1 protein-coding gene (running past one end of the window) is annotated in these 15,924 nt (G+C 51.9%); it reads right to left on the minus strand.

The genetic code is table 11. The features are described 5' to 3' along the window. Positions 1-15,860, minus strand: the 5' portion of a protein-coding gene (locus tag THICY_RS07345) for an autotransporter-associated beta strand repeat-containing protein (RefSeq protein ID WP_013835980.1). The gene continues 13,963 nt to the left of window position 1, outside the view; 15,860 of the gene's 29,823 nt are visible here — the first part of the coding sequence; its start codon is at positions 15,858-15,860; its stop codon lies off the left edge, out of view. Positions 15,861-15,924 lie beyond the last annotated feature (64 nt).

Genomic DNA, 15,924 nt, shown 5'->3' on the forward strand with positions numbered 1-15,924 from the left:
TGGGAGGCGCCTTCACCACGCACGATACCCTGGACTTCAACGCCCGTTTGGGTCGCCGCCGTCATGCCGCCTTTGAACACCAGGGTATCGGTGTCGTCGTTACCGAGCGTCAAGTCGCCGATGTTGCTGAATTCGACGTTGTCGGTAATGGTGGTCTGATCACCCAACAGGCTTAAGTCATAGCCACCGGCTGCCGTGGTCAGGCTGGTGGCCGTCAAATTGTCTTCAAAGGTCACGGCACCCGTTGCGCCGGAGTCTTGCAATGTCAGGGCATCAATACCAGTCGCTGCACCAGAAACCGTGGTGGTGCCTGTGCCAGAAATAAGCGACAAGCTTTTATTGTTTCCTTCAATGGCGGCAAACTGCAGGTTACCGTCACCTGTTTCTGATACCGAGGAAATCTCAATCGTCTGAGTATTTGCGTCTGCATCCGCAAGAAGATTGAGCGATGAACTGAAGGCTAAGTTATGTCCATTTGTTGTCACATTATCACGCAAGCTCACTGAACCCGAGGCAACATTCAGCGTCGTGTTACCTGATAAGCGCACTGGCGCATTGAAAATCAAGCTAACGTCACTGGTCGTTATCGACCCACCCAATTCAATGTTCGTTGCGTTGAATTTGGCGCTACTTGCTGTCAATAAATTTGGATCACTGGGGAGCAACGCAATCCCGTTACCCGCTGAGTTAGCAACCAAATATATATCTTGATCAATTGCCGTTAGACTGAACGATCCTGTACCCAAATTGATGGGGTCACTAAATGCAAAATCAACAGCGGTCGTGAGATTGAAATCAGCATTATGAGCAACAAATCCGCTATAGGAGTCATTCGAAATGCCGGTCAGCCCCTCTTGAGCAACTTCTAACGCTGAGGTGCCATTAAAGGTATTCGTTACTTTGAGTGAAACCTCACCCTGAACATCGGCTGCGACTTTGCTGATCACATTGTTGTTGGTGAGGTCGAAGGTGCCATTGGCATTTGTCGAACCAAGCAGCAGCAGTGTCTCGGTAGTAATGAATCGATTCGTGCTTTGCGTGAAGCTTGCATCGCCAGCATTGAGTAACTCAAGGCTTTTCGCTGATACATCGCCCAGCGTTAACGCTTGATTGCTCGCTAAAAGCACATCAATGCTAGATGCATCAATACTGACATCTCCACCGAAGCTATTTGTCGAAAGGCCTAAATTGATCTGGCCAGCGCCGACAATATTTGATTCTTGGTTCTCATCACTGCTTTCGACGCGGAAATTGATGGCATCCGTTAGGGTAAGTGCACCGTGTTGCTTAATACCCGTTGCAACAGGAGTACCTGTTCCGTCGAAAGAGCCACTCGTCGTAAAAGCAACCGGGCCGGCAATGCTGTTGTTTTCATTTAAAGTAATTGCAGGCCCGGATGTTGGCGCACTAATGGACTCTCCACCAGAGGTGCTAATAACCTGCACTGCGTTGGTTAGATCTGCAGCGCTAATGGTAATTGTATTTGTGCCAGCTGATCCAACAAGATTATCACCATCCATCGACAACGTAATGATGCCGCTGAGACTGATGACATTGGCATCGCTCTCACCCGTCGAGCCGGCGAAGAAGTTAGTGCTGTTTTCACCCTCAACGAAGTTATCCGACGTGATTATGAAATTACCGCCCACTCGCAGGAATTTGCTGTCAAGCTGAGTGATGTCGCCATTGGTGCTATTGATGGTGAAGTTTCCACCCACAAAGGTGTCGTCGAGCACTGTGCCATCGGCGTTAACATTTGTGAGCGATACATCACCGGCATCAAATTCAGACGTATCAACGGTGAAAGAACCTGGCAAGTTGATTAACGCGCCTGCAGCTTGGGTCAATGCACCACCTTTGAGCGTGAGGGTGGCATCCGAATTGTTGCCATTATCCGAGCCGCCTGTAATACCGGTCACTTGTGAGTCGCCGGTGCCAACAATGCCAATCTCGACGCCAGCGCTATCGACATAGGTCAGGTTAGAACCTGCGCCTAATGCAACAGCCAAAATGTTCAAGTTATTGTCAGCGTTATCCAAGGTGAGTGACTGTGCGACGTTGGCACCGAAGGCTTCGGCCTTGAAGGAGCTGCCGCCATTGGCACCCCCTACGATTGAACCAGCGTCTTTAATCCAAATTGAGCCAAGACGCTCTAATGAACCGACGTTACCAATGAAGGTAATGGTAGCCGTGCCATCGGTTTGAAGCGTAAGGTTTCCAGGACCATTTAAGGTGTTTTCGAAAGTAATAACACCATCAGCGGTTATAATTTCGGATATAGTGTTCGCCGCACCAATCGTTACCGGCGCGTTGAATACCACATTACCGCTATCAGCCGAGGCGTCGATAACAATGCTAGGTATTGCGATGACGTTGGCAGTAATATTTACGGCATCACCGCTCGAATTGCTGCCACTGGCTGTCAAGTTGCCACTTAACGTTGTTGTGCCCGACCCAGCACTCTGAATGAAACTATTGACCTCGATTGTGCTATCGGCGGTTACAGCAGTAGCCGAGTGAATCAGCAGATCACCGATGGCATCTGTAGAACCAACCGCTTGTTCAAAACCGATGTTGCCAGTGCCGGCGGTCAGGGTAACGTTATAGTTTCCGCTGGCTTGACTATCTAGAGTGCCCTTAAAGGTGATATCACCCGCACCGGCACCAGTCGTCACCACCAAAGCATCATTAATAATGAGGTTTCCGTCAAAAGTGATGTTATTGCCATCACTGGTGTAGGTGCTATTGGTGGTAATCGCGCCGGTGTAGGTCTGGGTGCCCGTGGTGGTCACGTCACTCAACTGGATGTTGGCACCCGTTAAGTCGATGCTACCCAGTGCGCCGTTTTCGGCCAAACCTGCTGCGGCTCCGAGTTCTATGTCGCCCGTGCCAGCCAAAACGGTTAGCGCTTTGCTGCCGCTGGCTACTGAATCGATGTTGCTGTTAAAGGTGACATTAGCATTTGTCGTGGTAAGCGTGGTGGTTTCACCCAGCGTGACTGCGCCGCCATAAGTCTGGGCATCGCGGCTGGTAATGGTTTTTGTATTGATCCGTGTGGTACCCGTTACCTCAAGCGTCGTTAAACCGGTCAGAGTGTCGGCTGCACCATCACCAAACACCGCATTACCAGACACTTTCAAGCTGTTTGTAGTGCCAACAACAGTACCCTCGGTGGTCACCGTGGTGGCCGTGAGAACCGTGGCGGCACCCAAAGTGACCGTGTTCTTGTAGGTTTGGGTGCCACTTGTTGTGACCGTGCCGCCATTCAGGGCTGCCGTTCCTGTTACTTCTAGGTCGCCGATGGCTGTCTCACCCACAGACGCGGCAAAGCTGGCGCCACCATCAATGGTCAGGTTGTGGTTGTCTGAATTGGAATCCGTCGCACTCGAATTGACCGTGCTGCCAAAATCAATCTGTGAGCCTTTCATGGTCAGATCATCGGCAATCACGACCTGCTGCTGGTAATCCTGCACACCCGTGGTGGTGACATTACCCATAACTGTGATGAGTGCATCATTGCCGCCATTTACGGTGAGGCTACTGAGTTCACTGTTAGCCAAATTCCCAATCGTTTCTTCAAAGGTGACATCACCGCCAGAGCCGTCTTCGTTTATTTGAAGCGAATGATTTGCAGAGCTAAAAACTGAACCCGCAAAAGTGACTGGACCCGTGCCTCGAGTGATGACGACATCACCTTCAAGATCCGTGCTACCAGCTAGGCGAACAATGCCATCGCCTTCAGTGGCACCGATTGTCAATGCTTCCAAAAAGATTTGCCGTGTATTCAGCTGCAAACCGCCACTATCAGTGGTCGTTACATGACCTTTTAGACGACTTGTCTCTCCGGTGTTTACTTGAATGAGGCTGCCGACTCTCATAGTGCTTTCAGCGGTTAGGAACTCAGCAGATTGAATAAGAACATCACCCAATCCTGACGAACTACCGACCGCACCCTCAAAGTCAATCCCTGCTGATCCTGCCGTCAAGGTAAGTCTGTGACGACCATCAAGCGCTTGTTTAAACTTGATGTTGGCGGATCCAGTGTCGATGTCGACCGCACCGGTCAGGGTCGTGGCCGAGACGAAGGTGACTTCATCTGCATTGGTGATGATGTCACCCGCGGTTTCGATGCCGTCGTCGCCAGTCAGATGCACAGCGCCGTCAGCGTTGATGTCACCGTCGGCTGCAATGATTAGCTGGCCTGCGGTGGCATTCAAGGTCACGACGCCATCATCAGTGGTATTGATGCCATGGTTGACTGTAATCGCCTGGTTGTTGATCTGCACACCTGCGCTGGTGGTCGTCGCCATGGCTTCGGTATCGGAGCCGAAGGTGCCCGCGTTTAAGGTGGTGGTGCCGGTGCCAGTCGTCTGCACGAAGCTGGCAGCACGCAGGCCGTTGACCGTCACGTCGCGGGCATTGCTCACGGTCACCGCACCCAGAGGGGTCGTACCCCCTACCAGGCCGGTGAAGGTGATGTCGCCGCTGCCAGCGGTGAGACCCAGCGTGTGTGCGGTTTCGGCGGCCGAGTTCAGCGTTTCGCTGAAGGTGATGTCGCCACCCGCCGTGTCGGTATCCAGTGTTACGCCCTGGGTCAAGGTCACGGCCTTGGCAAAGCTGATCGCATCGTTAGTCGTCGTGATGTTGCCACCCAAGCTCACGGAACCCGTATCAGCCGTGCTGACCTGAGCAAAGGCGCCATCTAGGGTGAAGTTCGCACCATTGTCGATGGTCAGCGTGCCGGCGTTGTTAATGCGCACTGCACCGTCGTTGGTGGTGGTAACACCCGCCAAAAAGCGAACGTTGTTGCCGTTCAGATCAATGCCGTTATCGTTGCTTGAGCTACCACCGATCTGGCCTGTGGTGCTCACGGTGCCACCGAAGGTGGTGATGCCTGTGCCCGCTACCTGCTCAATGCTCAGGGCATTGAAGGCTGCACCATTGGCCACGGTCACATCTTCAGCGCTGTGGATGGTCACGGCACCCAAGCGACCGTCGTTTTCTGTGCCCGCGGCACCCACGGCTGCATCAAACGCAATACTGCCTGTTCCCGCTGTAATGGTGACATCATTAAAACCACCATCACTGGAGTTCAGCGTGCTGGTAAAGGTCACATCGCCCGCGCCAGCACCCGTATCAATCACCAGCGCCGAGTTGGCCATCGTGGCACCGGCAAAGGTGATGTTCGAGCCATCGGTCGTGTAGGTGCTGCTGGTGTCAATCGTGCCACCAGCAGTGTAATGCTGAGTGCTCGTGGTGGTCACATCACGCAGGGTGATGTTGGCCGCGGTGATATCCAGTGAGGTCAGGGCTGTGCCAGCACCCACATGGGCAAGCGTCTGGAACACGACATTGCCAGTGCCAGCGGTCAAGGTCAGAGCCTGCGCACCGTTAATGGTAGTGCCAAACGTGATGTTGCCAGCACCTGCGCCGCTATCAACCGTCACACCATTGGTCAGTGTGATGGCATTGGTAAAGTCAATTGCGGCATCGGCCGTGGTGATGTCACCGCCCAGGTTCACCGTACCTCCGCCTAGCTGATCAAACGCACCAGCCAGGTTGAAGTGCGCACCGTTATTAATGGTCAGGGTGTCGGCATTGCTGATGCGCACCGCACCGCTGCCGGTGGTGGTCACCGCTTGCTTGAACTGCACCGTGCCGGTGGTCGTGATGTCGATGCCGTTCGTGTTAGCAGGGGTGCCACCAATCTCGCCACTGGTGTTGACTGTGCCGCCGAAGGTGGTCGCGCCTGTACCTGCAACTTGTTCGAAGCTCACCGCGTTAAACGACTTGCCGTCGGAAACCGTGACACCGGTCGCTGTAGCGATGGTGACGGCTCCCAGGCGGCCATTATTCGCCGCACCGACGTTGTCCTGGAAGGCAATGGTCGCGCCATCGGTACCGTTGATGGTCAGGTTGTGGAGCTCGCTGGCGGTGTCGGTATCGTTGGCAATGCTGTCAACGGTACCGGTGAAGGTCACCGCACCCGTGCCGCGGGTGATAGTGACGTCGTTATCCAGGCGTGTGGCGCCGTTCATGCGGACGATGCCGTTGTTGTTGGTGGTATCGATGGTCAGACCATCCAGACGGATGTTGGTGGCGGTGATGTCAACGCCCTCTTCCGCCGTGGTGGTCACATTACCCGTCAACGTGGTCTGCGTGCCGCCTTCTTGCACCAGGCTCGCGGCATTAATCGTGCTCGAAGCCAGCGTCTGGTTGGCGCTCTTAATCAGGATAGCGCCCAGAGGGGTCGTACCCCCAACTGGGCCGGTGAAGGTGATGTTGCCTTCGCCAGCGGTGAGGGTGAGGTTCGGACCACCGTTCAAGGTGCTGGAGAAGGTGATGTTGCCGGCGCCTGTGCCCGTCGACATTGCTATCGCACTTGCATTAGCTAGGGTCACACCGGTGGCAAAACTGATGGCACTGTTGGTGGTCGTGATATTACCGCCAATGGTGCTCGTGCCCGCGCCGTTCTGAGTAAAGCCTTGATCGGCGGTGATGTAGCGACCGCCTAAAGTTGCAAATGTGCCTTCATTGGTCACGGTGACCGTACCAGCGCTGTCAATGTGACCATTGATCTTCAGGTTCTGACCGGTGAACGCAAAATCGTTTGACAGCAGCACTTCTGCCAATGCGGTTAAGTCACTACCAGCTAATTGCGTAAAGCGACCTGCGGTGATCTGGTTGCTGAAGATGACCGCTGACGCATTAGTGATCGTCAGGTTGCCTGTACCCAGATCCACGGCACCGGTCACAGAGATATCGTCATCCGAACCAGCGTTCAGGGTCAGTGACTCGTTATCCGCACTGGTGATCGTGCTCAAGAAACTAATGTTGTTACCCGACGCGCCACCTGAGGTCACAGTAATCAAATCACTGCTATTGAGTGTGACGGCATCGGCGAAGGTCACGCCAGCGCTCGTACTCTGCAGATTCGCACCCAAGGTCACTGTGCCGCCGCCCAACTGCTGGAAGGCATTGGTCACGGTGATGTTGGCCACATCGGCGGTGGTGAACACACCGGTGTTATTAACCGTCATCGTGTCACCGACCGTGTTGTTCGCCGCATTCAACGTCAACGAACGGCCTGTGAAATCAAAGGCGCCACTCAGAGCCACGGTGCCATCAAAGGTGGTCAGGCCGGTGGTCGTGTTCGCGGCAGACTGCGTGAAGCTGGCTGCAGTGACGCTTTGCTCAAATGTAGCCTCGTTGGCTTCAGTCACAACGATCGCACCGAGCGCGTCGGCACCCGCGGCACCCACTGCACCGCGCACTGTGATGTTGCCATCCGTACCAGCATCCAAGGTCAAGGCCTGAGCGGCGCCGGTGATGGTCGCGGTATTGGTAGCACCCAGCACCATGTTCTGGCCCGAAGCGCCGCCGGTGCTCAGCACCACAGCGTCAGTACCGGTCAGTGCAATGGCGGTATCGAAGCGCATGCCTGCGGTAGCTGTCAGGTTGCCGCCCAAGCTGCTGGTGCCAGTGCCGTCTTGCGTGAACTGACCGGTGACTGTGATATCTGCCACATCAGCCGTGGTGAACAGACCTGCGTTGGTCACATCCATGGTGCCACCGATGGTGCTGCCACTGGCGTTGAAGGTCAGCGCCTGACCGGTGAAGTCAAATGCACCACTCAGATCCACGGTGCCGCCGAAGGTGGTGGCGCCGGTGCCCGCTTGCTGTTCGAAGCTCACCGCGTTAAACGACTTGCCATCAACAACCGTAACGTCAGTTGCTGTCGCAATCGTCACCACTCCCAAGCGACCGTTGGTGCCCGCACCGACGTTATCTTGGAAAGTAACAGCGCCACCATCTGTGCCGTTGATGGTCAGGCTATTAAAGGCTGAGTCAGTTTCAGATGGGTTAGGCAAGCTATCAAGCGTCCCGGTAAAGGTCACCGCACCTGAGCCACGAGTGATTGTGACATTGGACACCGCCAACTCGGTGGCGCCATTCATACGTACGATGCCGTTGCCCGCCGAGGTATCGATCTGCTGTGTGCCCAACTCAATAACACCAGCCGTGAGGTCCAAGCCCGCGGATGTCGTCGTCGTTACATTGCCTGAGAGTTGCGTGCGCGTGCCAGCTGACTGAACCAAACTCGCGGCATTGAACGCTTCAGCAGCAAAGGTCACGTCTGCACTCGTGATCAAAACCGCACCCAGTGCATTGCCACTGCCACCGACAACATCACTGAAGGTGATATCGCCCGTGCCAGCGGTCAGTGTCAGGTTGTGCGTGCCATCAAGGGTCTCGCTGAAGGTGATATTGCCACCATCAGTGTCGGTATCCAGAGTTACGGCCTGAGTCAGGGTCACACCCTTCGCGAAGCTGATGTTGGCATCGGCGGTGGTGATGTTGCCACCGAGATTCACCGAACCGGAGTTGGCGGTGCTGACCTGAGCAAAGGCGCCATCGAGGTCGAAGTTCGCGCCGTTATCGATGGTCAAGAGACCTGCGTTGTTGATGCGCACTGCACCGTCGTTGGTGGTGGTAACACCCGCCAAAAAGCGAACGTTGTTGCCGTTCAGATCAATGCCGTTATCGTTGCTTGAGCTACCACCGATCTGGCCTGTGGTGCTCACGGTGCCACCGAAGGTGGTGATGCCTGTGCCCGCTACCTGCTCAATGCTCAGGGCATTGAAGGCTGCACCATTGGCCACGGTCACATCTTCAGCGCTGTGGATGGTCACGGCACCCAAGCGACCGTCGTTTTCTGTGCCCGCGGCACCCACGGCTGCATCAAACGCAATACTGCCTGTTCCCGCTGTAATGGTGACATCATTAAAACCACCATCACTGGAGTTCAGCGTGCTGGTAAAGGTCACATCGCCCGCGCCAGCACCCGTATCAATCACCAGCGCCGAGTTAGCGACCGTGGCACCCGTAAAGGTAATGCTGGAGCCATCAGAGGTATACGTGCTGTTGGTGTTGATTGCGCCCACATAGCTTTGCGAGCCCACTGTCGCTACATCATTCAGAGTAATGTTGGCGGCAGTCACATCAACGCTGGCTAACTTAACTTGGCCAATTGCAGATTCAAATGCAACATCACCAGCACCCGCATCAACTACGAGCGCGAAGTTCTCACGAATCGATTGTTTGAAAACAATTTTTGAGTTGCTGAAATCAACACCTGTGCCAGAACTGTCAAACGAAACAGTTGCTGCAGCGTTTAAATTAATCGCTGAATTAAAGGTAATATCGCCAGCCGCTGTGCTGGTGACGCTGCCATTAAGCGTAATTTGAGTTCCGTCAGTTGCCGTATAGGTCTGAGCTCCAGCAATCGAAAAGTCTCCGGAAATCGCCAGATTTCTAGCGCTCGCGGTCAAGGAAGTCAAATTAGAACTACCCACTTCACTTAACCCGGTGATAGTGCCATTCCCGGCATTTAAAGTGAGGTCAAAGGCACCAGAAACTGCGCCTCCAATTGTTAATGTGGAGTTGTTGGAATCAATCGTCGCCGCGCCAGTTGCCAACACCAGCCCACTGCTAAACGTTAGATTGTCAAAACCACTGAAATCCATACCACCGGACTTACCCAGCGTAACCACACCGGTAAACGTCGAGCCACCCGCCCCATCGGCCAGAGTTACCGTGTCTTGGAACGCCACGGCACCGGATGCATTGATGCCACTTGCGGCACCCAACGTCGCTTTAAAAATAGTCTCGCCAGTGCTCAGCAAATTAAGAGCGGTATTATCCCCGGAGCTACCAATATCGCTAAGGCTATTCTCAAACGTGGTGGTCGCGGCACCAGCATCAATTGTTAGCCGATTCCCAGCGCCTAAAATTGGTCCATTAAAGATAATTTCATCACCAACAGCACCGTTACTTTGAACAGTTACACTTCTACCAAGAGTGATATTACCGTTGAAGGTAATTTTCCCCGTGGCCGTGCTGGTAATGGTTCCTGAACTGCCATTAATCTTGATGGCATCACCATCGATGTTGGTCGTATTAAATGTCATCGGTCCGGCTACCGACAGGTCAGGTAGCGTTAAGGTATCAGCGGTAAGTGTCAATCCGGTTGCAATGTTCTGGATGAGATTTAGACCGTTGATCGTACCCGTAGCTGCCGTTAAATCGACCTCGTTTGCCCCAATAATTGCTTTAGCAAGTGCGAAAGTGTCGCTATTGACGAAAGTTAAGTTGCCACCGCCGTGTTCTACATCAAGTGTTGCCACTTCATTGAGCTCATTATCCAAAGTCACAGATGCGTCTGCGCCGGTAATAATTAAACGTTCCGCCTTGATGGAGCCATCGATAGTGTTTGTGATTTCTCCACCTGCCTGCAAACTAAAGTCACCATCAACAAAACTGACACCTCCATCAAACATGATGGCGTTCGATTCAGTGATATTAACTGTACTGGCTGCAACAATTTGTAGTCTGCCAATATCGGTGTCCGATGCGCCTAACGTAATTGCTTCATTGGTTGAACTACTGTCTCCCGCACGCAAGGTGAGTAGTCCAGGTACTGACCAAGCATCTCCCTCAACAATGGCGTCATTTTCGTAAATGGTGGCATTTCCCGAAATCTCACCTGAGGTCTCAGTGACGACGCTTAAATTACCAAACACATTGAGCTGATTGAGCACGATATCATTGCCGTTACGCGCGGTCACAGAAACCGCATTACTACCCACATTCCATGCAGATGCCTGTGTTAAATGACTATTTTCAACCAATGTGATCGCGGCGCCATTAGTAATAGCAATATCGCCAAAGACGTTTTCTTCATTAACCAACTTAATTGCATGACCGGATGAATTAAGTGTGGTGGTTCCCGTAGTGTTCCAGGGCGTGGCCCCATCCTCAATGGCATCATTTTCGGTAATCGATACGGTTCCTCCCGTTACAGACAGGTCACCAAGAATGTTCGCTGCGTGCGTAAGGGTCACCGCATTGTTGTTTTCAGCGATCAGTGTAACGGGTGCCTTGCCAGATGCACTGAGCTCCCAAGCGCTTCCCTGCGTTATTGCGTCATTTTCGGTGATCGCAACCGATTTTGGTCGTGCGGTGGGGGTCGTACCAGATTTGATGGTAACGATGTTGATGTCACCGAGGACATTCCCAGACTGGCTAAGGTCGATGGCGTATTTCCCATTATAAAACTCCGGATTGGAACCAGAGCCGACAACATTTAGGGTCACCGGAGTATCGCCAATCTTCCATGCTGCGCCTTGGGTTATATCATCTTGCTCCGAAATGGTGACCGACGTTAGCGTCGCCCCACTATCACCATTAGTATCAAACGCCTCAATAGTAATATCGCCAAGAACATTGCCAACTGTTCCAGACCAAGAATCAAGGGTTATAGACTTACCGGCAGCTGCTCTTAGTACAGTATTTCCTGTGTTCCAGTAGCTATGATCCGTGATCGCATCATTCTCTGTAATCGTTACCGCGTTCGCTTCAATGCGCAGGCCGCCCAGCACATTGCCCTTATTCGTCAGACTGATATCACCACCCCGAGCTGTTCCGCTTGCATCGCGCGCCAATAAGGTGGTGGTGCCAGTCCGCCATGCCCCATTGTTGGTGTAATTCGTATCGAAGAAGTCGCTGATGGCTGCCGTCGAAGCGTCAGGCGCATTCAGATCAATAAATACCAAACCGCTGCCGCTCAATATCTGAAGCGGACCGAGTGTACTGGTATTTTGGTTAAGGGTGATGCTAGCGTTATTATCTGTTTTTAGGATAGTAACACCGCGTGTATCCCAAGCACCAAATTGCGTGATTGCCCGCTCATTGCGCACGGTGACATCGCCAGGTGAGTCGCCCTCACCCAATTGGGTTAACTTCAAAGCCCCGAGTCGGTTTCCTGCGTTATCAAGATCAATGGCCTGACCATTGGTGGTAAGTTCCACAGACCGTAATAAAGAGGAGGAAGAACCATAACTCAGATTCCAGCCAGACGCCTGGGTAATGGCGTCATCCTCACGAATGGTAATCTGCCCTGAATTACTAGAGCTAGAATTGACAGAAATGCTTAACGGCCCAAACTTATTTGCTGCATTGTCAAGCGTAACCACATTCCAATTGTTGAGGGTCGTTGTCGAACCAGAAATAACCGTGCCTGACTGCGTAAGATCGCGACTCGTTGTGCTGGCTTGCAATGTCAGCGTGCCTTTCGCCTCAGCTTCGGCCAAAACAAGATTGCTGTTACTCTGAATAGCAACATTTTCGCCATCAAACGCCAAGGTACTCCAAAGATTACTGGAGTTATTGAGTGTAATATCATATCGCGCGTCATTAGCTGCACTACCTTCACGGGCTATAAAAGACGCTGCTATAGTGCCTGATGCATTAATCCGCCCAGAAGATGACGTGGTATTTTGAGTAATAGCCCCTTTCGCTTCGATGGTGATGGTACCTGAAAGTGATTCCATGTTTTGGATGACTAGGGCACGGCCATTATAAAAATCCAACCCATTCGCACTCTGAACAATCAAATTGTTAATTCGATTGTTATTGTCTAACAACGTAATGCTGTTTGAACCGGCCCTAAAAGTTGCGGTAACAGTTGTAGCAGTTTCATTCATAACAATACCACCCACTTCCTGGGTAATGCTGCCTGTTGGCACCTGTACATTCAGGGTCCCGGTCAACAACATGGTCGGGATTTCAAAAGTATTCAAGTTAGCAAACGTGAATGTGACATTGCGCAAAGAGCTCGATGGAAACCCATTGATGACACTAGCACTGCTGGTGCTATTACTGAAGTTGAGATCCTGATAAGTACCACCATTCAATGTTGCCATGGTAACGTTCCCAGAAAAAACGTTTGAAGCAGCACTCAGAGTCAGGTTTTTATTGGCAGCTGTGACCGTAAATGTGGAATCTCCTGTCACATTGAAAGCAAAACTAGTGCCGTAATTGATATGGTCACCCGCGGTAACAGAAAAGTTACCACCAACAGTGGACGTTCCTGAAAATGTACCTGTGACAGCTTCAGCTGCGGTAAGGGAAAGATCACCATCAATAGTTACCGAACGGTGAACAATATTGCCTGTTTCTGCCTTGAGTGTGGCGTTTCCAGTAACATTTGCACCATCAACGCGGAGAATATTTTTCGCAGTTAGAGTGGCATCACCAGTAACATTTGCACTATTAACCGTAAGATCATTATCTGCTGTCAGCGTTAGGTTTCCAGCAACCGAGCTAGCGCTCTGTACGAACAAACTACCACTATCAAAAAATTTGACATTATTGCCCCCACTCACCATTAGGTTTTGGACGGCATTACCTATATCGGTTGCAGTAATATCACTGGCCGTTGGGGCCGATAAGTTAAGGCCAGGCGATTGTTTTAATTCACCTTCAACGCGACTGTCAAATGTTTGGCCGAAAAATGTGGCGGATAACAGATTAGCCTGCTGAATTTTCAGCGCACCAGTCGCGCTAATAGGTCCGCCAGTGGCAGTTAGGCCGATCAAATAATCGGTATCTAATTCACCGCCCAATACAATACCGCCACCCCCCTTACTATCGATCTGAATATACCCACCACGGAAAATAACACTACTACCCACAATTTCAGCGGCATATGCCTTTGTTGCGGAAAGCTTGCCAGAGAGATCTACACTGCCGTCGGCAGAGATTTTAATATTTCGGTTGGTGCTGGTTAGGTCGCCGCTACCCGTTATGTCGCCCTTTGCAGTTATCGTTAATACCTGACCAGCAGTTACGGAACCACTACCAAAAGCAATATTGCCGTCTGTCGTATTCGTGGTTGTCAACGTCAGCGCACCATCCACCGCGGTGTTGCCAGACAGTGTCAATGTAGATTGTGCTGAGCGAATAATGACATCGTTGCCAGCTTCGATGGCTAACGCGGTACCAAATTCATTACCTTCGTTATTCAATGTGATATTGGCAGTATCTAACCCCAACCCACCACCACCACCAGCAGTCAGGGTAGTTACCCCATCCACATTAATAGTTTTGCCAGCAGCCTGCCGAATCAGCGAGCCTGTAACCAGCGTAAAATTCCCGCCCGCACGAATGTCACCAAGTTCAATACCCGTGGCGTCGCGCAAACTAATATTGCCTTCAGCCGTTGCTGTGAGCACCTCATAGTTGCTCGAACTACTGGTCAAATTGATAAAGCCATCAGTAGCGGTCAATGTAGTAGCGCCAGCAATACTAATGGGTGATGAACCTGAAATATTTGTTTGCGCGTTAATCGTGAGATTGCCGCTATTACTAGAAATCACAGCATTCACAAATACACTGCCAGCGGCGTCTAACGTTAGCGTGCTGGTAGGCCCATCAAAAATTATGGCAGACGCTACGGTGATATTTCCGGTTTGGTCACTGTCTGGCGAATTCACCGTGGTGACGATAACATTGCCTAAATTTAACGCATCTGTGAGAGTGGATACATTTAAAATTGATTCAGAACCAGCGGTATGCGGGGCAAACTGCTGGTCACCACTATCATCGATATTGGACTGTGTTTCATCACTAATTTTTAAATCCGTCGGATCCAACAACAACGTCCCCGTCTGCCCCGCCGCCGCGGTCATATCGGCCGTGCCGCGGAAGTCTAGGAACGCCTTGCCCGACACCTCAGCAAAACCACCATCGCCGCCTTGGGCGCCGCCGGTGGCGTTAATATGGCCGTAATAGCGGGTAGTTTCATCGGCCCAGACAATGACCCTTCCGCCGTCACCAGTTTGGTGTGCATTAGCATTAATCTGTGCTGTTTGTGCAACATAAACCGCTTGCGCATTAGCTATATCCGCTTCATTACCCTGATAACCCCCGCCCAGGCGTACGCTACCGCCACCCTCTTTCCCGCTAGCGTTTATGGTCGATTCTGCCCATAGACCAACTCGATTAGCGGTAATATCAACCTGACCACCCACGCCCTGTTCGTTACTCACATCAACCAGGCCTGCTTGATTCACTTGGCCTTGTTGACTGCCGGCAAAAAGCATCACCCGCCCGCTCGCATCACGGTTTAGGCTGGTTGCCTCAACCACGCCGGTATTGTTAATAACGTTACGATAAATATCATTTCTGGCCTGGGTGGTCATAATCACCACACCTTCTGGCGAGCGGATTAAACCGCCGTTTTCAATCAACGCATCAATCACGCCCTCTTCCACGGTCACCGTCATCAAGCCGTCGCCACTGAAGTCTAATGACACATGATTACCTGCGGCTAAGGCAACCTGGCCTTGCGGTGCCTCAATAACACCCTGGTTTACCACCGTGTTGGCAATCAGCGCTACAACACCACCATTGGCACGAATATGACCCAAGTTCACAATTTCACCATCGCTAAAACCGAGGTTTTTAAACATCAGGTTACCGTTGATAAAGTCTTGGTCGTTAATTTCTAAGGTAGAGGCAATTAAACTGCCGACATCAACCTGTGCATTTTTCCCAAACAACACCCCATTCGGATTGACCAAAACGATATTGCCGGTTGCGTTCATTCGCCCCATGATTTGAGAAGGGTCGTGATTTTTGTCGCGAATTAACATCGTCGCGTTATTAAGCTGGGAAACGCTCACCTCAGCATCTCGACCGATGTTAAAGCTGTTAAACTCGGTAATCGCACGCTGCGAATGCTGATTCATTTGCAACAAATTTTTTGAATAGGTCATATCCACTTGACCATAGGTGACCTTGCCACCCTCTGGCAGAGTGCCGGGGTCGAGCGCATGAGCCATGCCGCCAAAGCCCATCATGATTGCCGCGATGGCACCGACCACACCACCCTTACGCTTGCCCTTGCCCGGGGTAATTTCGGCAACAGCAATATACATTTGTTTGTTATCGGACCAAACTAAGCGATAGGTGTGATTGAGTGACGCGCGCTTGATTTTACTTTGACGACCGTTCATCAGAGGCTCCTGCCAATACAATTAGCTTAATTGAGTTAATTCCGGATTTACTGCAACCAAATAC

It is taken from the genome of Thiomicrospira cyclica ALM1 (genome assembly GCF_000214825.1).
Taxonomy (GTDB): domain Bacteria; phylum Pseudomonadota; class Gammaproteobacteria; order Thiomicrospirales; family Thiomicrospiraceae; genus Thiomicrospira; species Thiomicrospira cyclica.